General features: G+C 47.6%; 20 protein-coding genes. 13 read left to right on the forward strand and 7 right to left on the reverse strand.

Features of this window, described 5'->3' with window-relative positions:
* Nucleotides 1-40: 40 nt before the first annotated feature.
* Both rapA and rluA read left to right on the forward strand, forming a co-directional pair.
* Nucleotides 41-2,947 carry an RNA polymerase-associated protein RapA gene (gene rapA, locus IX31_RS10290; RefSeq protein WP_034457829.1) on the forward strand — a complete coding sequence of 969 codons (2,907 nt, stop codon included), beginning with the start codon at nucleotides 41-43 and terminating at the stop codon, nucleotides 2,945-2,947.
* Between the two features lie 137 nt (nucleotides 2,948-3,084).
* Nucleotides 3,085-3,744 carry a bifunctional tRNA pseudouridine(32) synthase/23S rRNA pseudouridine(746) synthase RluA gene (gene rluA, locus IX31_RS10295; protein WP_034457830.1) on the forward strand — a complete coding sequence of 220 codons (660 nt, stop codon included), beginning with the start codon at nucleotides 3,085-3,087 and terminating at the stop codon, nucleotides 3,742-3,744.
* A gap of 52 nt (nucleotides 3,745-3,796) precedes the next feature.
* Here the strand turns inward: rluA and IX31_RS22885 are convergent.
* Nucleotides 3,797-5,154, reverse strand: a protein-coding gene (locus tag IX31_RS22885; protein ID WP_122974009.1) for an IS3 family transposase whose coding sequence is annotated in 2 segments (ribosomal slippage) — nucleotides 3,797-4,692 and nucleotides 4,692-5,154 — 1,359 coding nt in all. Because the reading frame shifts where the segments join, the coding sequence is not laid out codon by codon here.
* Between the two features lie 139 nt (nucleotides 5,155-5,293).
* Here IX31_RS22885 and dinB point away from each other — a divergent pair.
* On the forward strand, nucleotides 5,294-6,349 hold the full coding sequence (gene dinB, locus IX31_RS10310) for a DNA polymerase IV (RefSeq protein ID WP_034457835.1): 1,056 nt from the start codon (nucleotides 5,294-5,296) through the stop codon (nucleotides 6,347-6,349).
* Nucleotides 6,350-6,392: 43 nt separating this feature from the next.
* Here dinB and pepD read toward each other — a convergent pair whose 3' ends face one another.
* Complete coding sequence (gene pepD, locus IX31_RS10315; protein ID WP_034457837.1) at nucleotides 6,393-7,850, reverse strand: beta-Ala-His dipeptidase; 1,458 nt, start codon at nucleotides 7,848-7,850, stop codon at nucleotides 6,393-6,395.
* A 265-nt stretch (nucleotides 7,851-8,115) separates the two neighbouring features.
* On the opposite strand from pepD, the gene gpt reads away from it, so the two are divergent.
* The 3 genes from gpt to crl all read left to right on the forward strand — a co-directional run bounded on the left by gpt (nucleotide 8,116) and on the right by crl (nucleotide 10,412).
* A complete protein-coding gene (gpt, locus tag IX31_RS10320; RefSeq protein ID WP_034457839.1) occupies nucleotides 8,116-8,574 on the forward strand; it encodes a xanthine phosphoribosyltransferase in 459 nt (152 codons plus the stop codon).
* Nucleotides 8,575-8,705: 131 nt separating this feature from the next.
* Nucleotides 8,706-9,953, forward strand: coding sequence for an esterase FrsA (gene frsA / locus IX31_RS10325; RefSeq protein WP_034457841.1), 1,248 nt, complete (start codon nucleotides 8,706-8,708; stop codon nucleotides 9,951-9,953).
* A 57-nt stretch (nucleotides 9,954-10,010) separates the two neighbouring features.
* Nucleotides 10,011-10,412, forward strand: a complete 402-nt coding sequence (crl, locus tag IX31_RS10330; RefSeq protein ID WP_034457843.1) for a sigma factor-binding protein Crl — start codon at nucleotides 10,011-10,013, stop codon at nucleotides 10,410-10,412.
* Nucleotides 10,413-10,457: 45 nt separating this feature from the next.
* On the opposite strand, the gene ompC is transcribed toward crl, so the two are convergent.
* Nucleotides 10,458-11,558: a porin OmpC gene (gene ompC, locus IX31_RS10335; RefSeq protein ID WP_034457845.1), complete on the reverse strand. Its 1,101-nt coding sequence runs from the start codon at nucleotides 11,556-11,558 to the stop codon at nucleotides 10,458-10,460.
* Nucleotides 11,559-11,853: 295 nt separating this feature from the next.
* Between ompC and proB the strand changes: the two genes are divergently transcribed.
* From proB to IX31_RS10355, 4 genes are all read left to right on the forward strand, one after another.
* A complete protein-coding gene (gene proB, locus IX31_RS10340) occupies nucleotides 11,854-12,957 on the forward strand; it encodes a glutamate 5-kinase (protein WP_034457847.1) in 1,104 nt (367 codons plus the stop codon).
* Between the two features lie 10 nt (nucleotides 12,958-12,967).
* Complete coding sequence (proA, locus tag IX31_RS10345) at nucleotides 12,968-14,221, forward strand: glutamate-5-semialdehyde dehydrogenase (protein ID WP_034457849.1); 1,254 nt, start codon at nucleotides 12,968-12,970, stop codon at nucleotides 14,219-14,221.
* A gap of 462 nt (nucleotides 14,222-14,683) precedes the next feature.
* Nucleotides 14,684-17,464: an autotransporter outer membrane beta-barrel domain-containing protein gene (locus IX31_RS10350; RefSeq protein WP_034457851.1), complete on the forward strand. Its 2,781-nt coding sequence runs from the start codon at nucleotides 14,684-14,686 to the stop codon at nucleotides 17,462-17,464.
* A gap of 139 nt (nucleotides 17,465-17,603) precedes the next feature.
* A complete protein-coding gene (locus IX31_RS10355; RefSeq protein WP_157837369.1) occupies nucleotides 17,604-18,218 on the forward strand; it encodes a helix-turn-helix domain-containing protein in 615 nt (204 codons plus the stop codon).
* Nucleotides 18,219-18,252: 34 nt separating this feature from the next.
* Here the strand turns inward: IX31_RS10355 and ampH are convergent, their stop codons facing one another.
* Nucleotides 18,253-19,404 carry a D-alanyl-D-alanine-carboxypeptidase/endopeptidase AmpH gene (ampH, locus tag IX31_RS10360; RefSeq protein WP_051880737.1) on the reverse strand — a complete coding sequence of 384 codons (1,152 nt, stop codon included), beginning with the start codon at nucleotides 19,402-19,404 and terminating at the stop codon, nucleotides 18,253-18,255.
* Between the two features lie 177 nt (nucleotides 19,405-19,581).
* Nucleotides 19,582-19,869 carry a hypothetical protein gene (locus tag IX31_RS10365; protein WP_034457857.1) on the reverse strand — a complete coding sequence of 96 codons (288 nt, stop codon included), beginning with the start codon at nucleotides 19,867-19,869 and terminating at the stop codon, nucleotides 19,582-19,584.
* Nucleotides 19,870-20,265: 396 nt separating this feature from the next.
* On the opposite strand from IX31_RS10365, the gene lpxP reads away from it, so the two are divergent.
* The 3 genes from lpxP to sbmA all read left to right on the forward strand — a co-directional run bounded on the left by lpxP (nucleotide 20,266) and on the right by sbmA (nucleotide 23,213).
* Nucleotides 20,266-21,192 carry a kdo(2)-lipid IV(A) palmitoleoyltransferase gene (gene lpxP / locus IX31_RS10370; RefSeq protein WP_034457859.1) on the forward strand — a complete coding sequence of 309 codons (927 nt, stop codon included), beginning with the start codon at nucleotides 20,266-20,268 and terminating at the stop codon, nucleotides 21,190-21,192.
* Nucleotides 21,193-21,248: 56 nt separating this feature from the next.
* A complete protein-coding gene (locus IX31_RS10375) occupies nucleotides 21,249-21,770 on the forward strand; it encodes an isochorismatase family protein (protein WP_034459973.1) in 522 nt (173 codons plus the stop codon).
* A gap of 225 nt (nucleotides 21,771-21,995) precedes the next feature.
* The gene (gene sbmA, locus IX31_RS10385; RefSeq protein ID WP_034457863.1) at nucleotides 21,996-23,213 is read left to right on the forward strand and encodes a peptide antibiotic transporter SbmA; all 1,218 of its coding nucleotides are present in this window, start codon (nucleotides 21,996-21,998) and stop codon (nucleotides 23,211-23,213) included.
* Between the two features lie 36 nt (nucleotides 23,214-23,249).
* Here the strand turns inward: sbmA and IX31_RS10390 are convergent, their stop codons facing one another.
* The gene (locus tag IX31_RS10390; RefSeq protein WP_034457865.1) at nucleotides 23,250-24,785 is read right to left on the reverse strand and encodes a DHA2 family efflux MFS transporter permease subunit; all 1,536 of its coding nucleotides are present in this window, start codon (nucleotides 24,783-24,785) and stop codon (nucleotides 23,250-23,252) included.
* 10 nt (nucleotides 24,786-24,795) lie between these two features.
* Nucleotides 24,796-25,977: an HlyD/EmrA/EmrK family protein gene (locus IX31_RS10395; RefSeq protein ID WP_034457868.1), complete on the reverse strand. Its 1,182-nt coding sequence runs from the start codon at nucleotides 25,975-25,977 to the stop codon at nucleotides 24,796-24,798.
* Between the last annotated feature and the right edge of the window lie 12 nt (nucleotides 25,978-25,989).

Consider the following 25,989-nt stretch of genomic DNA (forward strand, 5'->3'; position numbering starts at 1 on the left):
GCCTGCAAATCTTAGTAACTGATAATAGAGCCGAAATCATATGCCTTTTACACTTGGTCAACGTTGGATCAGCGATACCGAAAGCGAACTGGGACTGGGAACCGTGGTCGCTTTAGACACTCGCATGGTAACCCTGCTCTACCCTGCCACCGGTGAAAATCGACTGTACGCCAGAAATGACTCACCTATCACGCGCGTGATGTTTAACCCGGGTGATACCGTCACCAGCCATGAAGGCTGGCAACTCAAAGTTGATGAAGTTAAAGAAGAAAATGGCTTACTTGCCTACATCGGTACGCGTCTGGATACAGAAGAAGCCGGTACCATGCTGCGCGAAGTGTTCCTCGACAGCAAACTGGTGTTCAGCAAGCCGCAAGACCGTCTTTTTGCCGGGCAAATTGACAGGATGGACCGCTTCGCCCTGCGTTACCGTTCCCGCGTTTACCAAAGCGAGCAGTATCGCCAGCCCTGGAGCGGCCTGCGCGGCATGCGCACCAGCCTGATTCCACACCAGCTGAACATTGCCCACGATGTGGGTCGTCGTCACGCGCCACGCGTATTGCTCGCTGACGAAGTCGGTTTAGGTAAAACGATTGAAGCCGGGATGATTTTACATCAGCAACTGCTGGCAGGCAGCGCTGAACGCGTATTGATCGTGGTGCCAGAAACCCTGCAACACCAGTGGCTGGTTGAAATGCTCCGCCGCTTTAACCTGCGTTTTGCTCTCTTTGATGACGAGCGTTATGCCGAAGCCCAGCACGACAGCGATAACCCATTCGAAACAGAACAACTGGTTATCTGCTCGCTTGATTTCGTGCGCCGCAGTAAGCAACGCCTTGAGCATCTGTGCGATGCAGAGTGGGATTTAATGGTGGTCGATGAAGCCCACCATTTGGTGTGGAGCGAAAATGCCCCAAGCCGTGAATACCAGGCGATTGAACAGCTCGCAGAACACATTCCAGGTATCCTGCTGTTAACCGCAACGCCTGAGCAATTGGGTATGGAAAGCCACTTCGCGCGTCTGCGTTTGCTTGACCCAAGCCGCTTCCACGATTTCGAGCAGTTTGTTGAAGAACAACAGCACTACCGCCCGGTGGCCGACGCCGTGGCATTGCTGCTGGCTGGCAATCATCTGACCAACGATCAGCTCAATATGCTGAGTGAATTGATTGGCGAGCAGGATATTGAACCTCTGTTGCAAACTGCAAACAGCGACCGTGAAGGTAGCGATGCGGCACGTCAGGAACTGGTTTCCATGCTGATGGACCGCCACGGCACCAGCCGCGTGCTGTTCCGTAACACCCGTAATGGCGTCAAAGGCTTCCCGAAACGCGAACTGCACACCATTCGTTTGCCACTACCAATGCAGTATCAAACTGCGATTAAAGTGTCCGGCATTATGGCCGCACGTAAATCCGTGGAAGAACGCGCACGCGACATGCTCTACCCAGAGCAGATTTATCAGGAATTTGAAGGCGATAGTGGCACTTGGTGGAACTTCGACCCGCGTGTTGAATGGCTGATGGGTTACCTGACCAGCCACCGCTCTCAGAAGGTTCTGGTTATTTGTGCCAAAGCCGCGACAGCATTACAACTCGAGCAAGTTCTGCGTGAGCGCGAAGGCATTCGTGCCGCCGTGTTCCACGAAGGTATGTCCATCATTGAGCGTGACCGTGCAGCCGCATGGTTTGCCGAAGAAGACACTGGTGCCCAGGTACTGCTGTGCTCCGAAATTGGTTCCGAAGGCCGTAACTTCCAGTTCGCAAGCCAACTGGTGATGTTCGATCTACCATTTAACCCGGACTTGCTGGAGCAGCGTATTGGCCGTCTTGACCGTATCGGCCAGGCGCACGATATCCAGGTTCACGTTCCTTACCTTGAGAAAACGGCGCAATCGGTGCTGGTGAAGTGGTTCCATGAAGGTCTGGATGCGTTCGAGCACACTTGCCCAACCGGCCGCACAATTTACGACAGCGTTTATCCGCAACTGATTGAGTATTTAGCAGCACCTGAAAATACCGACGGTTTCGATGCGCTGATTAAGCAATGCCGTGAGCAGCATGATGCATTGAAGATTCAACTTGAGCAGGGCCGTGACCGTTTGCTGGAAATTCACTCTAACGGCGGTGAGAAATCACAGGCGTTAGCTGAGTCCATTTCCGAACAGGATAACGATACCAATCTGGTAAGTTTCGCTCTCAACTTGTTCGACATCGTCGGCATTAATCAGGACGACCGTGGCGACAACATGGTGGTACTGACTCCTGGCGATCACATGCTGGTGCCTGATTTCCCAGGGCTTCCAGAAGACGGTTGTACGATTACCTTTGAGCGTGAAGTGGCCCTGTCGCGTGAAGATGCACAGTTTGTGACCTGGGAACACCCAATCATTCGTAATGGCCTGGATCTGATTCTCTCAGGCGATACTGGTAGCTGTGCACTCTCTTTGTTGAAAAACAAAGCACTGCCTGTTGGGACATTATTGCTGGAGCTGATTTATGTTGTTGAGGCAAAAGCGCCGAAGCAATTGCAGCTCAACCGCTTCCTGCCGCCAACGCCAGTGCGTATGTTGGTGGACAAAAATGGCACCAACCTTGCTGCTCAGGTCGAGTTTGAAAGCTTTAACCGCCAGCTCAGCACCGTGAATCGCCATACTGGCAGCAAATTGGTGAACGCAGTTCAGCAAGATGTTCACGCGATTTTGCAATTGGCAGAAGAGAAAGTGGAAGCTGCAGCGCAAGTGTTGATCAAAGCTGCTCGTGAAGAAGCTGATGATAAGCTGAGCTCTGAACTTTCCCGTCTGGAAGCGCTAAAAGCGGTGAATCCAAACATTCGTGATGATGAACTCGAAGCTATCGAGAACAACCGTCAGCAAGTGTTGGAAAGCCTCGCACAAGCCAACTGGCGTCTCGATGCGTTGCGCCTGATTGTAGTGACACACCAATAGTTTGCACACCGCTTTACTCAAATCATTCGAGTTGCAGCAAGGCGGCAAGAGAGAACATCCCCAGGAGCTTACAACAGTAAGTAACTGGGGTGGGCGAAAGCAGCCAACGCCGCTGCAGCTTTAAGGATGTAGAGTAAATGTTGATGGAACCCTATAACCCGCCTACCGAACCCTGGTTAGTTATTTTGTACCAGGACGAGCACATCATGGTCGTCAATAAGCCTTCGGGCTTGTTGTCTGTACCCGGGCGTCTTGATGAGCACAAAGACAGTGTGATGACGCGCATTCAGCGCGACTTCCCGTTGGCAGAATCAGTTCATCGCCTGGACATGGCCACCAGCGGCGTAATTGCCGTGGCACTGACAAAAGCGGCAGAGCGCGAGCTGAAGCGTCAGTTTCGTGAGCGTGAGCCGAAAAAGCAGTATGTGGCGCGGGTTTGGGGGCACCCTCAGCCAGAAGAAGGTCTGGTGGATTTACCGCTGATTTGTGACTGGCCGAACCGGCCAAAACAGAAAGTGTGTTATGAAACCGGCAAAGCGGCACAGACGGAATATCAGGTTCTTGAGTATGCAGCGGATAACTCGGCTCGTGTGCTGTTAAAACCAATTACTGGACGCTCACATCAGTTACGCGTTCATATGCTTGCGATGGGCCACCCCATTCTTGGCGACCGCTTTTACGCTACACCAGAAGCGCTGGCGATGGCTCCGCGTTTACAGCTTCATGCTGAAATGCTGACCATTACCCACCCCGAGTATGGAACACCCATGACGTTCCGCGCTCCGGCAGACTTCTAAAAAAAAGCCTCTCAATTGAATGAACTGACCCCATAAAGTTGGACGGTTTATATCAGGCGGCTATCTGGGCCTGGGTTCGGTACTCTACCGGACTCAGGCCTTTTAGTTTCTGTTTTATTCTTTCATGGTTGTAATAGTAGATATATTCGTCAATAGCATCCCGTAACTCCCTGATGCTTTTATACTCCTCCAGATACAGGCATTCCGTTTTCAGCGTGCCGAAGAAGCTTTCTATCACCGCATTGTCATAGCAGTTTCCCTTGCGTGACATACTCTGTTTCAGCCCTGCTTCCCTGAGTCGCTTCTGATAGTGCGCCATCTGATACTGCCAACCCTGGTCTGAATGTACCAGCGGATATTCACCTTCACTCAGAACCGACAGCGCCTTACTCAGCATATCGTCCACCATCGACAGAACGGGTCGATGCTCCATCTGATACGCCACGATTTCACCGTTATACAGGTCAAGGACCGGGGATAAATACAGCTTTTCCCCGGCAATTTTAAATTCTGTCACGTCTGTTACCCACTTCTGGTTGGGTTTGTCTGCACTGAACTGGCGGTTCAGCACATTACCCGCAGCTTTGCCATATCGCCCTTTGTAAGAGTTGTATTTCTTCCTTCTGATACAGGCGGTTAARTCTAACTGCTGCATCAGTCTCTGAACCGTTTTATGATTCAGTGAACTCCCTTGCCGACGACCGGCCAGCGTGATACGCCGGTATCCATATCGCCCTTTATGCTTATGGAACAGCGCTAAAATCTGATGCTTATCATCAGCATATTTGTCCGGTTTTTTCGCGCAAGCCAGCTGCCAGTAAAACGTACTTCTGGCCAGCTCYGCCGCTTTTAACAGACGAGCCAGGGGATGCTGCGGCCTTAACTCATTCACGACCTGTGTTTTCTGCCGCGTTCTGGCGTGTTTTTTTCCCTGAGTAAGGCCTGAAGCTTTTTTAGATAAGCYACTTCGACGCGTAGCTGCTCGAGCTCCTCACGTTCGTCCGGGTTAAGGGGCGTTTGAGGCGTGTTGACTGATTTATTTCCAGGGGTATCCGGCATCGTTTTTTTCCTGCGGCGGTTATCTGTCAGGGCTTGCAGACCGCCTTCATCATACAGTCGTTCCCACTCACAAACCGTGGAAAAGGCAGGAATAGAGAATGTTGCACAAACTTCGCGAACAGACAGTCGATGCTCACGCATATACAGGATGACGGACTCTTTAAAGACAGGAGAGTAGGTGAAGCGTCGTGTGGTTAGCCCGGCTTCGCCATGAAGCTTCCAGACGGCAGACCACTTACGAACGGCACTGTGATCGATACCAAAACGCTTTGCTGTCGCTTTGTACCCTTCCAGACCGGAAAGATAGTGCTTCACAACCTGAAGTTTGAAGCTAAGAGAATATTTGCTCATAAAAAACTGCACCTTACTCGGTTGGGTGTCCAACTTTTTGGGTGCAGTTCATTTGTCGGGAGGTTTTCTTAGATACGGACTTTCCTCACTCAATATTTTAACTGTATACTTATCCAGTAAAATAATGGATGTGAAAAGTATGCGTAAAATCATTCATGTTGATATGGACTGCTTTTTTGCAGCCGTGGAGATGCGTGATAACCCCGCTTTGCGGGATGTCCCACTGGCTATTGGCGGCAGCGCACAACGCCGTGGTGTTATCAGTACCGCAAATTACCCTGCACGAAAATTTGGTGTGCACAGCGCAATGTCAACTGCGATGGCACTCAAATTATGTCCTCACCTGACACTTTTGCCGGGGCGTTTTGACGCATATAAAGATGCATCAAATCATATTCGTGAGATATTTAGCCGCTACACCAATCTTATTGAACCGCTTTCGCTTGATGAGGCTTATCTGGATGTTACCGATAGCCTGAACTGCCACGGTTCTGCAACGCTCATGGCGCAGGAAATTCGCCAGTCGATTTCTGATGAGCTTAATCTTACGGCTTCCGCGGGGATAGCCCCGATAAAATTCCTTGCCAAAATCGCCTCAGACCTGAACAAACCGAACGGGCAATATGTGATTACCCCTGAGCAGATTCCTGCATTTTTGCAAACCTTGCCGCTCGGTAAAATTCCAGGCGTTGGCAAAGTCACTGCGGGAAAGCTAGAAAGTCTGGGGCTACGTACCTGTGCTGATGTGCAGAATACTGATCTAGCTTCGTTGCTCAAACGTTTTGGAAAATTTGGGCGCGTTCTGTGGGAGCGAAGCCAGGGCATTGACGAGCGGGAGATAAACAATGAACGGCAGCGCAAATCTGTTGGCGTAGAGAAAACATTGGCTGAAGACATTCATGATTGGCAGGAGTGTGAAGCCATCATTGAGCAGCTTTATGCTGAACTTGAGCGACGTTTGATAAAGGTGAAACCAGATTTATTGATTGCTCGTCAGGGAGTCAAACTCAAGTTTAATGATTTCCAGCAAACCACTCAGGAACATGTGTGGCCGCAGCTCAATAAAGCCGATTTAATCGCAACGGCGAAGAAAACATGGGAAGAGCGCAGGGGAGGGCGAGGCGTAAGGCTGGTGGGACTACATGTCACGTTACTGGACCCGCAGTTGGAGCGCCAATTGGTTCTGGGATTATAAAAAACCCTCTCAACGAAAGGGTTTTTATCTGCGCGTATTTGGCTTACTTAGCTGGAATTGCCTTTAGCAACTCAGTCAGCAGGATCCAGTATTGGCCAACGCTTGCAATATGAACTTGTTCATCAGGCGAGTGTGGACCTGTAATGGTCGGCCCAATAGACACCATATCCATCTCAGGGTAAGGCTTCTTGAACAGACCACATTCCAGACCGGCATGGATAACCATGATGTTTGGTGTCTTGTTGAACAGCTTTTGGTAAGTTTCACGAACCAGAGCCATTACCGGGGATTTTGCATCTGGCTGCCAGCCTGGGTAGCTGCCTTTCGCAACGCTTTCTGCGCCAGCAAGCTGACCCAGTGCGTGAAGCATGCCAACCACATAATCTTTGCCGCTATCAATCAATGAACGAATCAGGCAGATGATTTCTGCGCTCTCATCTTTCATTGTGACCACACCCACGTTCAGTGAGGTTTCCACTACACCTTTTACAGCATCGGAATTGCGGATAACGCCGTTTGGCATTGCGTTGAGCAAGTTAATGAAAGCTTCGCGGCTTTTTACTGTCAGCGCGAATTTGTCTGTGCTGGTCGCTTCAACCAGAACGGCTGTGTTTTTCTCAACGGCACCAAGCTCATTTTGAAGAATTGACAGGAACTGCGCTGCCAGTTGCTTGAGTTGTGCTGCTTTATCGGCAGGTACAGCAAGGATAGCTGAACCTTCACGAGGGATTGCGTTGCGCAGCGTACCACCGTTCAGATCAATCAGACGAGCATCCAGTTCTGCTGCGTGAGCGAACAGGAAACGCGCCAGCAATTTATTTGCATTGCCCAGACCCAAATGGATCTCAGCACCAGAGTGACCACCTTTCAGACCTTTGATGGTCAGTTTGAAGGTTTCGTAACCTGCTGGAATCGCTTCACGTTGCAGTGGCAGCGTGGAGATAAAATCAATCCCGCCAGCACAACCCATATAAATCTCACCTTCTTCTTCTGAGTCGGTGTTGATCAGGATATCAGCTTGCAACCAGCCCGCTTGCAGGCCAAAAGCACCGTCCATACCCGCTTCTTCGGTCATGGTCAGCAGGACTTCTAACGGGCCATGAGACACGGAATCATCAGCCAACACTGCCAATGCAGATGCCATACCGATACCGTTATCTGCACCCAGCGTAGTGCCGCGCGCTTTAACCCACTCGCCGTCGATATATGGCTGAATCGGGTCTTTAGTGAAATCATGGACAGTGTCGTTATTTTTCTGCGGCACCATATCAAGGTGAGCTTGCAGGACAACCGTTTTACGGTTTTCCATACCAACTGTTGCAGGTTTGCGGATCAGGATATTACCAACCTGGTCGCGCTCAACATGCAGGCCTTTTTCTTTTGCCCAGGACAGAATATGTTCCGCGAGTTGTTCTTCATGATAAGAAGGGTGCGGAATAGAACAGATTTTGGCAAAAATATCCCACAGCGGCTGTGGAGATAATTGAGACAATTCAGACACGATAAGTCTCCTTGACATCGACTCTGCTGACAATTTTGGTTCGCAGAGCGCAGGATTGATCTTAATGAAATACAACACAAGTAAGCATTGTGCGCTGGCCTGAGAATACCACTATAACTAAGGCTGTGACGAACTAAAGCACGTAAAAACGAGCGGGACAGGCCTACAGTACTGGTTTTTAGTGCGTCAGATCTCTATAATCTCGCGCAACCAAAACCCCTTTGAACATTTTTAAGCCGTTAATAACTGGCTGGGATAATTTCACATGAGCGAAAAATACATCGTCACCTGGGACATGTTGCAGATTCACGCGCGTAAGTTGGCAAGCCGTCTGCTTCCTGCTGAACAGTGGAAAGGCATTATTGCTGTTAGCCGTGGCGGCCTGGTTCCTGGCGCACTGTTGGCGCGTGAACTGGGGATTCGTCATGTTGATACCGTATGCATCTCCAGCTATGACCACGACAATCAGCGTGAGCTGACTGTGCTAAAACGTGCTGAAGGTGATGGTGAAGGCTTCATCGTTATCGATGACCTGGTAGACACTGGCGGTACCGCTGTTGCTATCCGTGAAATGTATCCAAAAGCGCATTTCGTCACTATCTTCGCTAAGCCTGCTGGTCAGCCTTTAGTTGACGATTATGTTATCGATATCCCGCAAGATACCTGGATTGAACAGCCGTGGGATATGGGCGTTGTTTTCGTTCCACCATTAGCTGGTCGTTAATTTTCCCTCTTCGGAAAATACCATTACAGATTTGCATTGATTTACGCCCGGCATAGCCGGGCGTTTGTGTTATTTGGATGCTGACAGAGTACAATAGCCCCATTCCTGACGTTTGTATGGAGGCAGAAACGATGTCGCAGGCCAATCTTAGCGAAACCCTGTTTAAACCACGATTTAAGCACCCCGAAACTTCGACCCTGGTTCGGCGTGCTAAGCATCAAGCCGCCCCTGTTATCCAGTCAGCTCTGGACGGTGCAACAGCTCCTCAGTGGTATCGCATGATCAACCGCCTGCTTTGGGTTTGGCGTGGTGTCGATCCGCTCGAAATCCTCGAAGTACAGTCGCGAATTACCATGAGCCAGGCCGAACGCACCAATGATGAGTTATTTGATACGGTCATTGGCTATCGTGGTGGGAACTGGATTTATGAATGGTCAAAGCAAGCGATGCAATGGCAACAGCGAGCTAACCAGGAAACAGACAAGGTACTTAGCGGCAAGTATTGGTTACAGGCTGCTAATCTTTATAGCATTGCCGCCTACCCACATCTGAAAGGTGATCAACTTGCAGAACAGGCACAAGTACTGGCAAATCGCGCGTATGAAGAAGCGGCTCCCCGTCTTTCCGGCGGCTTGCGTGAACTTGAATTCCCAATCCCTGGTGGCGGAACAATAACCGGATTCTTACACCTTCCAAAAGAAGGGCAGGGGCCATTCCCGACGGTGTTGATTTGCGGTGGCCTTGACGCCTTGCAGAGCGATTATTACAACTTGTTTGATAAGTATTTTGCACCTGAAGGTATGGCGATGTTGACCATCGATATGCCATCGGTTGGCTTCTCTTCAAAATGGAAACTGACTCAGGATTCCAGTCTTTTACACCAGCATGTTCTGAAGGCGTTACCGAATATTCCGTGGGTCGATCACACTCGTGTAGCAGCGTTTGGTTTCCGGTTTGGTGCTAACGTAGCAGTACGGTTGGGGTATATCGAAGCACCCCGTTTGAAAGCGGTGGCATGCCTTGGACCCGTTGTTCATAGCTTATTGAGCGACGCATCACGGCAGGCACAGGTGCCCGAGATGTATATTGATGTACTGGCAAGTCGTCTTGGGATGAATGATGCATCAGATAGCGCCTTGCGTGTGGAGTTGAATCGCTATTCATTAAAAACCCAGGGACTGTTGGGGCGTCACTGCCCAACGCCAATGCTATCTGGTTATTGGGCAAACGATCCATTCAGCCCGGAAGAAGACTCCCGTTTAATCACTTCGTCATCTGCGGATGGTAAGTTGCTGGCGATCCCGTTTAACCCGGTGTATCGCAACTTTGACAAAGCGCTGAAAGAAATTACTGGATGGATCAAGCAGAGATTGCGTTAAAGATTTGCTAAATTTCATCGGTTTGGTAAAACAGTTGCTTCACAACAGGAGATCGCAATGACGTTACCGAGTGGACACCCGAAAAGTAGATTGATTAAAAAATTCGCCTCGCTTGGCCCATATATCCGGGAAGAGCAGTGTGAAGATAACCGTTTCTTCTTCGATTGCCTGGCTGTGTGCGTTAATGTGAAGCCGGCACCAGAAAAACGTGAATTCTGGGGCTGGTGGATGGAGCTGGAAGCGCAGGAAAAGCAATTTACCTATACATATCATTTTGGTCTGTTCGACAAAGATGGTAAGTGGACTGCAACAGCGGCAAAAGACAAAGAAGTAGATGAAAGACTTGAGCAAACACTACGTGGTTTCCATGAGCGCCTGCGCGAGTTATTAAGCTCTCTGAGCCTGGATTTGGTACCCGCAGAAAACTTTGCGGAAAAACCCGTTAAGCTTTCGGCCTGAAATAAAAACCCCCATCCTTGAAGGATGGGGGTTTTCTTTTGCTAATTAGAATTGATAAACAATACCGATGGCAACGACATCATCACTATTCAGTTTTAATGTATTGTCGTCACTGAGTTGGTTAATTTTGTAATCAACATAAGTAGACATGTTTTTGTTAAAGTAATAAGTGGCCGCAACATCGATATATTTTACCAGGTCTGCATCGCCGACCCCTTCAATATCCTTGGCTTTTGACTGGACATAACCCAGAGATGGTCGCAGACCAAAGTCAAATTGATACTGTGCAATAACTTCGAATGCCTGGTTTTTATTTGCAAAACCGCTGACGCTATTATTTATACCATTAATTGATGCAGTGCCAGAAATTGGCGTCATATTACGTGTTTCGGCATACATTGCAGCCAGATACACATTATTCGCATCATATTTCACGCCGGTAGTCCAGGCTTCGGCATTGTCACCCTTGCCGTAAGCCTGATTTTTCTGCGCCAAAGTTCGATTGGAGTTGGCGTAACCGGCACCAACTGTCAGGCCAGTATCGCCGATGTCATAAGACAGTGAAGTACCAAAACCGTCACCGTTTTGTTTGCTGGTTGCACGGCCATCATTCTCATTTTTCCCTTGATATTGCAGGGAAAGCTTCAGACCATCAACCAAGCCAAAGAAGGTATTGTTACGGTAGGTGGCAACACCGTTAGCACGGCCAGTCATAAAGTTATCGGTTTTGGTGTAAGAATCATCACCAAACTCTGGCATCATATCGGTGTAGGAAGCGATGTTATACAACACACCGTAGTTACGACCATAGTCGAATGAACCAATATCACCTGCTTTTAACCCAGCAAATGCCAGACGAGTTTTGGTGGTATTAACATCACCTTCAGCTTTGTTAGCGGCAACTTGATATTCCCACTGCCCGAAACCGGTCAGTTGGTCGTTAATTTGTGTCTGGCCTTTAAACCCCAGACGGACATAAGACTGGTCACCATCTACAGAGTTATTATCACTTAAATAGTGTTCTGCTTTTACTTTTCCGTAAAGGTCGAGTTTATTGCCATCTTTATTATAAATTTCTGCTGCTTGCGAAGAAGTTGATGACGCCAGAAAACCCAATACCATTAATGCTAGTGTGCTTTTCTTCATTTTCTCATCCCAATGATGTATACGCGCTAAAATTTAATCGGAAAATATCCCGTTAAAAAACGCAGAGAGTTTTATCGCCTTGAGATGAAAGTTTTATGACATAGTGAGAGAAAGTTTAAATAAACGTAATAATTTATATTTGTCACAAAATTGTCAAAATTTGCCGTTACGGTTATCGATCGTTTACGCGAAGTTAGCTGTTTTCCGTGCCGGGGCAGTTGGCATTCATCGCGACTCCTGTTACAACGTCATTTGGCATTTTAAATTTCCAATTTCGCTAACACGGCAGAGAATCATGAGTGACAGCCAGACGCTGGTGGTAAAACTAGGCACGAGCGTATTAACCGGTGGCTCACGCCGCCTGAATCGGGCTCATATTGTTGAGCTAGTGCGTCAATGCGCACAACTTCATGCCTCCGGGCATCGTATCGTTATTGTGACGTCTGGGGCGATTGCCGCAGGACGTGAGCATTTAGGCTACCCCGAACTTCCCGCAACTATTGCGTCGAAACAGTTACTTGCCGCCGTAGGGCAAAGCAGGCTGATCCAACTCTGGGAACAGCTATTTTCTATTTATGGCATTCATGTTGGGCAGATGCTGCTTACGCGGGCCGATATGGAAGATCGCGAACGTTTCCTGAATGCGCGCGATACCCTGCGAGCACTGCTGGACAACAATATCGTACCTATAATCAATGAAAATGATGCTGTTGCGACGGCAGAAATTAAAGTTGGCGATAACGATAACCTTTCTGCGCTGGCCGCTATTCTTGCGGGTGCCGATAAGTTGCTCCTGCTGACCGATCAACAAGGGTTATTTACTGCTGATCCACGTAATAATCCAGCCGCCGAATTAATTAAAGAGGTCCATGGTATTGATGATGCGCTGCGCGCCATCGCCGGTGATAGTGTTTCCGGGCTTGGGACCGGAGGTATGGGCACGAAATTACAAGCAGCTGATGTTGCCTGCCGTGCCGGTATTGATGTTGTTATTGCTGCAGGGAGCAAACCTGGCGTTATTGGTGATGTAATGGCGGGAACACCTGTTGGCACGCGTTTCCATGCTCAGCAATCACCATTAGAAAATCGTAAGCGTTGGATCTTTGGCGCGCCACCTGCCGGTGAAATCACGGTTGATGATGGGGCACTGGCCGCGATTCTTGAGCGTGGTAGCTCTTTACTGCCGAAGGGTATCAAAAATGTGGCAGGCAACTTCTCCCGTGGAGAAGTTATTCGTATTCGTAGCCTCGAGGGTCGTGACATTGCTCATGGGGTTTGCCGTTATAACAGCGATGCATTACGCCGCATTGCGGGCCATCACTCTCAACAGATCGATGAAATCCTCGGCTATGAATATGGCCCAGTGGCGGTTCATCGTGACGATATGATTGTTAATTAAGGAGCTGGCAATGCTGGAACAAATGGGCAAAGCTGCGAAAGCGGCTTCTTATCAGATGGCTCTCCTCTCCAGTCGCGAAAAAAATCGGGCGCTGGAACGAATTGCAGATTATCTGGAAGCACAGGCCGAAGCTATTTTAATGGCCAATGAGCAGGACTTAGCTGAAGCAAAAACCAATGGTTTGAGTGAAGCGATGCTCGATCGTTTACAACTTACACCATCGCGCCTGAAAAGCATCGCCGATGATGTTCGCCAGGTTTGTAATCTGGCCGATCCTGTTGGACAGGTGATTGATGGAGGCTTACTCGATAGCGGCCTGCGTCTCGAACGTCGCCGCGTTCCATTAGGCGTAGTCGGGGTCATTTATGAGGCCCGCCCTAACGTAACGGTTGATGTAGCCTCACTGTGCCTAAAAACAGGTAATGCAGCGATTCTACGCGGTGGTAAAGAAACCTGGCGTACCAATGCCGCAACTGTAAAGGTTATTCAGCAAGCTCTGATGGAGTGCGGTTTACCTGCAGCGGCGGTTCAGGCGATTGAAAGCCCGGATCGTGAATTGGTGAACGAGTTGCTGCGTATGGATCGCTATGTAGACATGTTAATTCCACGCGGTGGTGCTGGCCTGCACAAACTTTGCCGCGAGCAATCCACTATTCCGGTGATAACGGGTGGTATCGGTGTTTGCCATATTTTTGTTGATGCAAGTGCTGAATATACTCCTGCGCTGAACATTATCGTAAATGCGAAAACACAACGCCCAAGCACCTGTAACACAGTGGAAACTTTGCTGGTGCATCAGGAAATTGCCGAAACTTTCCTGGTGGCTTTAAGTAAGCAAATGGCAGTATCTGGCGTTACGTTACATGCGGATGAAAAATCGTTGCTGCTTTTGCAAAAAGGCCCGGCTGAAGTGCTGCCAGTGAAAGCTGAAGATTACGACGATGAATGGTTGTCACTGCATCTGAATGTGAAAGTTGTTGCTGATATCGATGACGCTATCGATCACATTCGACAGCATGGCACACAACACTCAGATGCAATTCTGACGCGTACTTTAAGCCACGCGAATCGCTTTGTGAATGAAGTCGATTCTTCAGCGGTTTACGTGAATGCTTCAACGCGTTTCACCGACGGCGCTCAGTTTGGCTTAGGTGCTGAAGTGGCTGTAAGTACGCAGAAACTTCATGCCCGTGGTCCAATGGGGCTTGAAGCACTTACGACTTATAAATGGATCGGATTCGGCGACGATACTATCCGCGAATAATTGATATAAAGGTAATGCATATAAATCTGGAAATTATAAGATTATATGTGTTACCCATCATTTTCTTAAGTTAATCAATATCCCTACTATTCGCTCCTGTACTTCTGGATATTCTAACTATCAGCTATTTGCATGTTATCTATATTATGTATCATGCTAGCCTAATGTTAACCCTCTCCATTTAAATAATGCATTAATAAACATGAATTATTCATTTTTTATATGGGTTTGTTTTTTATTTTTGCATGTCATTAATATGTAACCAGTTATTGATCATAAGTGCTCGCCGTTTTTTATCATATTTGTCCTTTTTCATACTTAATTAATAAATTAATTGAACCATTAACAGCAGGGGCATAATAATCGTTCCGCTAACATCATTACATCTTTTAGTGATTACCGCTTATTGCATTGACTATTGATGGACCAACGAAAATTTAAATCCCTTAGGAGGGATGGCAAATGCATTCTTCGAAAAACAAACTCATAATTTCTCAACTGGCATTAGCCTGCTCCATGGCTATCGCTACACAAGCATTAGCAACCGATATCTCTAATACTCAGTTCGATACTTTTTATTACACTGCTAATGATGGTGTGATGTATCAGGGATATGCCGGATGGAATAACTATGGAACAGATAGCCTCTACAACGGCAATGTTTATCCTGTTATCAACAATGCCAAAGTTAATGGCATTATTTCGACGTACTACCTTGATAACGGCGATACAACAAATACTAATCCGAATTCCCTGACTATCAAAAATAGTAACATCCATGGCATGGTTACATCAGAATGTCTTTCTAAGGATTGCAACCGCGCTACTGATGGTTACATTTATGATCGACTTGCTCTGACTGTTGATAACTCAACGATTGATGATAATTTCGAACATTTCAGCTATTACACACAAAATGCTGATGGCACGATTAGTACCGCAAGTGTGAATACATTTGACTTGGGAACAGCAATTACTTTGAATCAAGAAGCTGATATTGCTATCAAAAATAACTCTCATGTCGCCGGTATTACCCTGATCCAAGGGCATGAGTGGGAAGATCATCTTGATGTGACTTATACTGATGGCTCAAATAGTGCTGAAGTATTCAATAATAACATTACTGTGACAGACTCAGTTCTTACTTCAGGTTCATGGAACGATCAAGGAACCACTGGCTTTTATGGTCGCACGGGTAAGGCAAGTGATTATGACAATTCAGCCACTATAAATGATGTAGCATTGCTAGTTACCGCGAGTTCCTCGGCTGATAATTCTATGCAAACGGTAGCCACTTTTGACCATTCAACGATCACTGGCGACGTAAAATTCAACAGCACATTCGATGAAAATTTTGGTGGCTATAGCAACACGAACGCTAACGGCACAATCACCCACGTTAATGCTTATGACATAAATGGTGACGGCACATTTGATTCTAACGGTTGGGATAATACCGACCGTCTGGATTTGACCCTGACTAATGGCAGCAAATGGGTTGGCGCAGCGGTTTCTAATGTACAAGCGACTTCCGAATTGTACGATATCACCGCAAATAGTATCTGGCCTGCTTCAACATACGGCATTGAAAATGCTGATAGCGCTTATAACGAAAGTGGCCATGTTGTAGGCAACGCTGTTTATCAAAGTGGTATTTTCAATGTCGCGCTAAATAATGGTTCCGAATGGGATACCCGTAAATCCTCCAATATTGATGCGTTGACAGTCAACAATCAATCTCAGGTCCATATTGAAGACTCGAAATTACTGGCTGATAGCATAACTCTGACTAATCGCTCTTCAATGAACATTGGTGATGGTGGCAATGTTGCGACAGATAGCCTGTACATTGATAGCTACAGTAAAGTAGCTTTAACTGAAGAGTTAGCTAATTTGTACGCTAACAAAATTACCATTGATAACCATGCAGAATTGGCTCTGGGTATAGGGCAGGTTGACACGGATAATATGGTAGCGACAGATGGTGGTGTTCTGAATGTTGCCAGCCGTAATTATGTACTGAATTCTGACCTCAACAATGCTCGTTATATTACTAACGATGCTAACCATGCAAATTATGACTACGGTGTCGTTGCATTGCACTCAGATGGTCATCTGGCTGTTAACGGTGATGTAGCGGGTAACTATAAAGTTCGTATCGATAATGCAACGGGTAAAGGCTCCGTTAAAGATTATAAAAACAACGAAGTCATTCGTGTTTATGATAACAATGCAAATACCAATGCACGATTTACTGCTGCAAACAGTGCTGACTTGGGTGCCTATACCTACGAAGCGCAACAGCAAGGTGACAGTGTCGTTCTGAAGCAGGATCGCTTGACTGATTACGCCAATATGGCGCTAAGCATCCCTTCTGCTAACACCAATATCTGGAATTTGGAACAAGACGCTCTGGCAACTCGCCTGGCAAATGGACGCCATACAGAAGGTGATACTGGTGGTGCATGGGTCACTTACATCGGCGGTGGCTTCTCTGGCGATAACGGTACCCTGAACTATGATCAAGACGTAAATGGCATCATGGTTGGTCTGGATAAGCAGATCGACGGCAACTCTGCTAAGTGGACCGTCGGTGCAGCAGCAGGTTTTGCAAAAGGTAGCATTAGCGACAACAGCGGTAATGTTGATCAAGACAGCCAATCTGCTCGCATCTACTCTTCAGCTCGTTTCCAGAACAATATTTTCCTGGATTCAACGTTGAGTTATAGCCATTACAGCAATGATCTGACTGCTCGCATGAGTAACGGATCTGCGGTTGATGGCGATATTTCTTCTGATGCCTGGGGCTTTGGTATGAAACTCGGCTATGACTGGCAGATTAATCAGCAAGGCTATCTGACTCCTTATGCTTCTATTTCTGGTCTGTTCCAGGATGGCGACAACTATCAACTTAGTAATAATATGAAAGTGGGTAGCCAGTCATATGACAGCATGCGTTATGAGTTGGGTATGGATGCGGGATACACCTTCGACTACGGTGATCAAGCTCTTACGCCTTACTTCAAACTGGCTTATGTCTATGATGATTCTAACGGCAATAGTGCTGATGTGAATGGTGATGATATTGACAATGGAGTGGAAGGTTCTGCGGTACGCGTAGGACTTGGTACTCAGTTCAGCTTCACCAAAAACTTCGCAGCTTATGCAGATACTAACTACCTCGGTGGTGGTGATGTTGAGCAGGACTGGTCAGCAAATGTTGGTGTTAAGTACATCTGGTAATAATATAATGAGCGATATGGTTCAAGGGATAATATGAACCATATCTAATCTGAATAAATCAACAGTAATAAATGCCTGTCTCTAATAGAGACAGGCATTTTCTTGTGGCTCTTAAAATAAAGGAATATCGATTATGTATATGAAACCATTAACCCAGCTCGAAGCTATTCGCAGCAGGTTGGTGGACGCGGGCAAGAAATTCAATTTGCCAGCAGACAGTGAATTAAATATGTTTAATGAAAATAATGAACAACTTATTTGGTTCTTTAGTGAGGGGACGATTGTACTACACCGTGAAGTGGATGACCTTTTGATGGAGGTTATATCGGTACCAACATGTATTGGTCTGTCTAATATATTGCAATCATCTCAGATTAAGTATCGATTAACTACTCAAACTGATTGTAAGGGATTTAATGTTCCCACAAACCTTGCTCTTGAAATTATTGAAAAAAATAAACTCTGGCAACCGGTTTGTCACTGGACAGCCTTCCTTCTACATAGTCTTGAGAACCGCGATGCTCGTTTCATTGGTGCAACAAAGTATTCTCAAATTCGAGCAACCTTGCTCATTATGGACTCATGGAGTCCTGAATTACGTGAGCGTACCGGTGTCATAACGTTTGTACAAAAAAGAACTAAAATATCACGCTCAGTTATTGCGGAAATTTTATCTGCTCTACGCAAAGGTAACTATATTGAGATGGACAAAGGAAAGCTTAAATCAGTCAATCGCTTACCGACTAGCTATTAAAAAAGCAGGTCGGTTTACCGACCTGCTTCACCATCTAAGAGGCAGGGCTGGTCTGTGGGGTAAACCCACTTAATTCTGAAACTAAATCATTCACACCGTTACTCATATTCACGAAACGAGTTAATGGCGAGCGAGTAACAACGACAAAAACGCCTACATTACTTTCTGGGACCATTGCCATATAAGTGATAAAGCCACCGCCGCCACCGGTTTTCTGCACAATACCCGGCCTACCATTTTTAGGTGCCATATATACCCAGCCAAGCCCTAAAGCATCTGCTTTCCCCGGAACATCCATACCTATCACTTTAGTGAGCTGAGTACGTTGATAAATAAGCGTCTGCATTCTGTCGGCTTGGGTATTACGGCGATGGAAATCAGAGCTCAGGAATTGCTGCATCCAACGCATCATGTCATCAGGTGTGGAATAAACACCACCACTTCCAATTGCCGCGAGGGTGTTATCGCACGGGCTGGCCCCTTTTTCAGCCACCATCAGACGTTTGCACTGGTCAGGTGAAGGAGTGAACGTGGTGTCCTTCATCCCTAGTGGTCGCGTGATTTGTTCTTCGAACAGGGAAGGGTAAGGTTTACCTGCTGCACGAGAAAGCGCATCAGCAAGTAAGTCAAAAGCAAGGTTTGAATAAGCGGCGATAGTGCCAGGCGAACTCTTTAAACTCGCGGTGGCTAGCCAGTTCCAGCGCTGATCGCGTGTAGGCCAGGTAAACACCGTTCGGTGAGCTGCACCACCAGGTTGTTCACGGGGTAAAGCACTGGTATGCGTAGCCAGATTCACAAGAGTGATAGGGTTACCGTTGTAGGTCGGGACCCTGGCTCCAGGCGGGGCATATTTACTTAACGGATCATTGAGCTGAACTTTTCCCTGATCCAACATTTTCACCAACATCTCACTGGTCATCAGCTTGGTCAACGAGGCTATGCGGATAACAGAGTCAAGCTGTGGGCGGACATTATTTCCGGGCCGTGTTTCACCAAAGCTTCTGAAAACGCGCTGATTACCATCAATCACTACCATTGCCATACCGGTAGCGCCGCTACCGTAATAAATATGGTTGGCGTAACGGTCTGCAATTTCGGAAGCAAAAACAGGATCGGGAGATGTTTGTGCAAAGCTTAAAATTGGCAGCGCAGCAATAACAAGCGCGGCAAGGCGCGGGAGACGAATTTTCAACGCAGGTAACCCATAAACGAAGAGAAGCGATATTGATCGTATTTATACTACTCTCTGGCGCTGCGCAAACGTGGAAAATGAGGAATGTGATAAGAAAAAGCGTAACGCATCATTTCAATGGGTTTTCCGCTCAGTAATGCACCACTGCTTGTCGCTGTGGCGCATCTGATTCTAGTTAGTTTTTTGCACGTCTTTTTGCATTACATCGTCGGTTGTACCGCCTTTCTCCAGCATTTTCTCGTTTCCTTTATGTTCTTTGCGCATTTCATGTTCGGGTTCGCAGCCTTTTTTATCTACATTACCTGGCGCACGGCAATCATCAATAATATGACCAGGATTATTGAGTTGTTCTTTCTCAGCTTGCATACCTGAGGTACTGGTTGCTGGGTTTTCGGCAAATGCCCCCGCGCTAACGAACAGAAACATGCCGGACATTAAGCTTAATGTAAGTTTTTTCATATGGTTTGGTTCCTGAGATATGTAGGGAAATCCCAATAAGTATTGGTACAAATGTCACTATATGACAGGTGAAAAGATGAAAATTTATTCAGCAGAAGTGGCTAAGTGATAGGGAGATTACTGGTAGTAAAAAAACGAAATCAGACTTTTATTGACTGTTTTTTGAACTGAAAAGTGCGTATAACGCTTGATGCTGATGTAATTGTAGGAAATACGCAAAAAAACTGACAACTCCTATACATAGCTTGATCAGAAAATGCGTATCATCAGCGGAACATTGAATACTGTGCTGCAACTATTACTGCCCGATGGCGTCTTAGTTATGGCACCTCGCTGTACCGCTAATGATTTAACTCCTTATGCGATACACACCAATTACGCATAAAGAAGCAGAAAATGTCTAGTAAACCGTCATTCCGAAAAGATCTCCTTCACCCTCGCTATTGGCTGACCTGGTTTGGTCTGGCTATTTTGTGGCTTTGGGTGCAATTGCCATATTCCGTACTGCTTAAAATGGGCGACTTAATCGGTCGGACATCAATGCGTTTTCTTAAACGCCGGGTTTCTATTGCTCGCCAGAATCTCAAACTTTGTTTCCCACATTATAGCGACGTGCAAATCGAAGAACTCGTTAAGCAGAATTTCTCTTCGTTGGGGATGGGGTTGATTGAAACGGGAATGGCCTGGTTTTGGTCTGATGAGCGGGTTCGCAAATGGTTTGATGTCAGCGGCCTTGAGCACATCACCGCAGCTTGCGGAAAAGGAAAAGGCGTTCTGGCCATTGGCGTGCATTTCATGTCGCTGGAATTAGGTGGCCGTGTAATGGGGCTCTGCCGACCAATGATGGCGATGTATCGGCCACATAATAATAAAGCGATGGAGTATGTACAGACCCGTGGTCGCTCCCGTTCTAATAAAGCGATGCTCGATAGGCGCAACTTAAAAGGTATGGTGAAAGCACTTAAAGCCGGTGAAGCCGTGTGGTTTGCACCTGACCAGGATTACGGTCCTAAAGGCAGTTCATTTGCGCCATTCTTTGCCGTGCCGCAGGCCGCAACGACTAACGGGACTTACACTATTGCCCGTCTGGCGAAACCCGTGCTTCTTACGATTGTTCTGTACCGCAAATCTGATGGCTCCGGTTATCAACTGGTTATTGGGCCTGAAATGATTGATTACCCGCTCGATGATGAACAAGCAGCCGCGGCGTATATGAACCGTAAGATTGAGCATGAAATTATGCGTGCTCCGGAGCAGTATCTGTGGCTGCATCGCCGGTTCAAAACCCGGCCTGACGGCGAGCCCAAACTTTACACGGTTTAAAGCAAAACAAGGCTTATGCTACGCTCATGACTTCCTTGTTCATTGAGAGCTTAATTATGCCTGCCCAACGTGTGCTGATGGTGATCGATATGCAAAATGGGGTATTTGAAACCCCACGTTTTAACCGTGAAACTTGCGCGACTCGTATTAACCAACTGATCGATGCCGCAGAAATAGTTATTTTCATCCAGCATACAGAACCTGGTTTTGAACAGGGGAGCGCGGCGTTTGGTTTGTTACCTGAGCTAATACAGCCAACTAATGCGCTGTATGTGACCAAAACAGCCTGTGACGCTTTTTATCGCACGGAACTTGATGAGCTGCTTCAACGCCACAAGATAAACGAATTTGTGGTGTGCGGTTGTGCCACGGATTATTGCGTGGACGCTACTATTAAAAATGGAGCCAGTCGCGGCTATGCCATGACTGTTGCCCTTGATGCCCATACCACAGCAAATCGTCCGGCGGCGCTTGCTGAAGTGTTGATCGAGCATTACAACGATGTCTGGCGTAACTTTACGATTCCTGGAAATACCCTGCGGGTAAAATCTACCGCAGAAATCCTTGAGCAATGGTAAAGCGGCACTCAGCCTTACATCTCTTGATACAACATTTAGTGAGCCTTATTTTTCCGGGGAAGTTATACCTGTCATCCTTCAATATGCAGGGTTGTTGGCTGTTCTCGATCCCCGAATAATCACTTACTTGAGTAAGCTCATCGGGACTCAGTCGATTGCTGCCTGGCTGCATTTTGACGTCGCTTGGGTATACAACAATAAGAGTGTGTTTTCAGGAGTGTTGTAATGTTTAAATCGTTTTTCCCACGCCCGACAGCTTTTTTCCTGTCGGCTTTTATCTGGGCAATGATCGCAGTTGTTTTCTGGCAGGCTGGTGGAGGCAACTGGCTTGAGCATATCACCGGCGCAAGTGGCGAAGTGCCAATCAGTGCGGCTCGTTTCTGGTCGATGGGCTATCTGGTGTTTTACGCCTATTACGCTCTTTGCGTGGGTATGTTTGCACTATTCTGGTTTATCTACAGCCCGCACCGTTGGCAGTATTGGTCTATTCTCGGCTCCTCGCTGATTATTTTCGTTACCTGGTTCCTGGTGGAAGTGGGGGTAGCGGTGAATGCGTGGTATGCCCCATTCTACGATTTAATCCAGACTGCGCTTAGTGCCCCCCATAAAGTGACCATTGAGCAGTTCTACCATGAGGTTGGCGTATTTCTCGGTATTGCACTGATTGCGGTGATTGTTGGCGTGATGAATAACTTTTTCGTCAGCCACTATGTCTTCCGCTGGCGTACCGCGATGAATGAATACTACATGGATAACTGGCAGATGCTGCGCCATATCGAAGGTGCCGCACAGCGTGTGCAGGAAGATACCATGCGCTTTGCCTCCACTCTCGAAGATATGGGCGTCAGCTTTATTAACGCAATTATGACGTTAATTGCCTTCTTGCCCGTGTTGGTCACTCTTTCAGCTCACGTTCCAGATTTACCGATTGTTGGGCATATTCCTTACGGCCTGGTCATTGCTGCCATTATCTGGTCGCTTCTGGGAACAGGGTTGCTGGCTGTGGTCGGTATTAAATTGCCAGGGCTTGAGTTCAAAAATCAGCGTGTTGAAGCGGCTTATCGTAAAGAGCTGGTCTATGGCGAGGACGATCCATCTCGTGCTTCTCCACCAACAGTAAAAGAGCTGTTTGATGGCGTACGTAGAAACTATTTCCGCCTCTATTTCCACTACATGTACTTCAACATTGCCCGTATTCTCTACTTGCAGGTTGATAATGTGTTTGGTCTGTTCTTGCTGTTCCCATCGATTGTAGCTGGGACTATTACGCTTGGACTGATGACGCAAATCACCAACGTGTTTGGTCAGGTTCGTGGGTCATTCCAGTATTTGATTAGCTCGTGGACCACACTTGTTGAACTGATGTCTATCTATAAACGTCTGCGCAGCTTTGAGCGCACGTTACAGGATATTCCGGTAGAAGCGGCAGGTGAATCGGTCTAGAAAGAGAGATCTGGCGGGTATTCCCGCCAGATTGATTTAATGCCCAGCTGATGGAGCACCGGGTGCGTCCGAGCGTACAAACGGTGGACGGGCAAACCAAATAACCACAATCAGTGCCATAAAACCCCAACCTAAAATCCAGAAGTAGTCGATGGTCGACATCATGTAGGCCTGCTGCTCGATAGTCTTATCTACAAACGCCAGATGCTGCTGCGTTGCGCCCCCCATCTTATCCAGATAATCAACCGCTGAAGGGTTATAAATCGACACGCTCTCGGTCAGATTTGCGTGATGGAACACTTCACGGCGTGACCAAATCCACGTAGTGAGTGATGACGCAAAAGAACCACCCAGCACACGGAAGAACGTAGCCAGACCGGAACCTTCGGCCACCTCTGCACCGTTAAGGTTTGATAGCACTATGGTTGTTATTGGCATAAAGAAGAATGCCACACCGATCCCCATAAACAGCTGCACTTCGGCGATGGTACGGAAATCTATATCGGTATTGAATTGCGCACGGATAAGGCACGAAGCCCCCATGGTCAGGAATGACAGCGAGGCCAGGATACGCAAATCAAACTTACTGGCGTAGCGCCCAATAATCGGCGTCATCATTAGCGGTAACACTCCCATTGGCGCTGCAGCAAGACCCGCCCAGATTGCCGTATAACCCATCTGCGTTTGCAGCCACTGGGGCAAAATGATGTTGATGGCGAAGAATGCGGCATAACCGAGTGTCAGCGAAACCGTGCCAATGGCAAAATTACGATCCTTGAACAAGCGCAGGTTAACAATAGGATGGCGCTCGCCCAATTCCCAAATAACAAACGACACCAACGAGATAGCTGAGATCGTTGACATAATAATAATGTGCGGTGAGGCGAACCAGTCGAGATCGTTTCCCTTATCCAGAACGACCTGCAATAGCCCAACACCGAGGACGAGCAGAGCGATACCGATATAGTCGATAGGCGAATGGGTCGTGGTTTCTTCACGACTTCGCAGTTGTGTCCAGACAACAATGGAAGCAAAAATCCCGATTGGCACATTGATGTAGAAAATCCACGGCCACGAGTAATTATCAGTTATCCAGCCGCCGGTAATCGGGCCGACGATTGGCGCAACCACCGTTACCATCGACAATAGAGCAAGCGCCATGCTGCGTTTGCTCGAAGGGAAGATAACCAAAAGTAGTGTCTGACACATCGGGAACATTGGGCCTGCGAAAAAACCTTGCAGAGCGCGGAAGATGATCAACTCAGTCATGCTGTGGGCAAAGCCGCACAGAAAAGAGGTGAGGGTGAACATCACCACTGAACCGATAAATAGCTTTAACTGCCCGAAACGCCGGGTGAACCAGCCAGTCAGGGGCAGAGCAATGGCGTTACACACCGCAAACGAGGTGATAACCCAGGTCCCCTGATCGGCACTTACACCAAGGTTCCCTGCAATGGTCGGCAGCGCAACGTTTGCAATGGTGGAGTCCAGCACTTGCATAAACGTTGCCAGCGATAGTGCGAGCACCGCCAGCCACATGTTGGGAGGCGTAAATGCGGCTTTATCTTGCATAACGTCTCTCTTAATGGGCGCTTGCGGCTACCGCATTGCTGTTGTCATGAAGGATTTTTGCCACAAGTTTATCTGCTGCCTCCAGCGAGTCTTTATAGACATCGGTGGTAAAGCGAGGCGTGCTAACGGTTTGTTGTGGCAGCAGATGGCCATCTTCATTGTTTCGAATATCTACACGGGCATTCATTGATAAGCCAACGCGTAACGGGTGCTTCTGCATATCGTGTGGGTCAAGTGTGATGCGCACAGGTAAACGCTGAACGATTTTGATCCAGTTACCGCTGGCGTTCTGGGCAGGCAATAGCGAGAACGCGCTGCCGGTGCCGATTCCCAGACTTTCAATAGTTCCGTGGTACTCAACATCATCGCCGTAGAGGTCGGCGTTAAGCGTCACTTTTTGTCCAAGACGCATTGTGCTCATCTGGCTTTCTTTAAAGTTGGCATCAACCCAAACTTCATTCAGTGGCACGATAGCAAGTAATGTAGTACCGGATGTCACTCTCATCCCTAACTGCACCGCGCGTTTAGCAACATAGCCACTGACAGGGGCAACAATGGTGGTACGTGCATTATCAAGATAGCGCTGGCGTAGTGTCGCCACTGCGGTTTTGATTTCTGGATGGCTATCAATCACAGTGTCGTCAACCATCGCAAGGTTGGTGCGTAATGCTTGTTGTGCGGCAGCCAAATCACTTTGCGCACTAGAAACTGCATCGCGATAATGCGAGAGATTTTCAGCCGCAATTGCACCGGTCGAGAAAATTTTCTGGCGGCGCGCATAGTCATTTTGTGCAGTTTGCAGGGCAACCTGTTTTGCTGCGACCTGAGCGCGGTAGTTATCAGCCGTGCTGTACAGACCGCGAACCTGGCGCACGGTATTGGCAAGGTTTGCTTCTGCTTGTTGAAGTGCAATTTTAGTATCGCTTGGGTCAAGCAACACGAGTGGCTGGCCTTTCTCGACAAAGTCTCCTTCGTCAGCAGTAACTTGAGTGACTGTGCCACCAATCTGTGGCGTTAACGCCACCTGGTTGCCATTTACATAGGCGTCATCGGTAGACTCGTAATAACGAGCATATAAGAGATACCATGCCAGACAGCCCGCGGCTGCCAAGACGATAATCAGGATAAGAATAATAAAGTTACGTTTGCGTTTACTGGAGCGCTGAACGTGTTCTTCTGGAGTGGTTTCCATCTTTTGGCCTTT

It is taken from the genome of Buttiauxella noackiae (genome assembly GCF_000737905.1).
GTDB classification, from domain to species: Bacteria; Pseudomonadota; Gammaproteobacteria; order Enterobacterales; family Enterobacteriaceae; genus Buttiauxella; species Buttiauxella noackiae.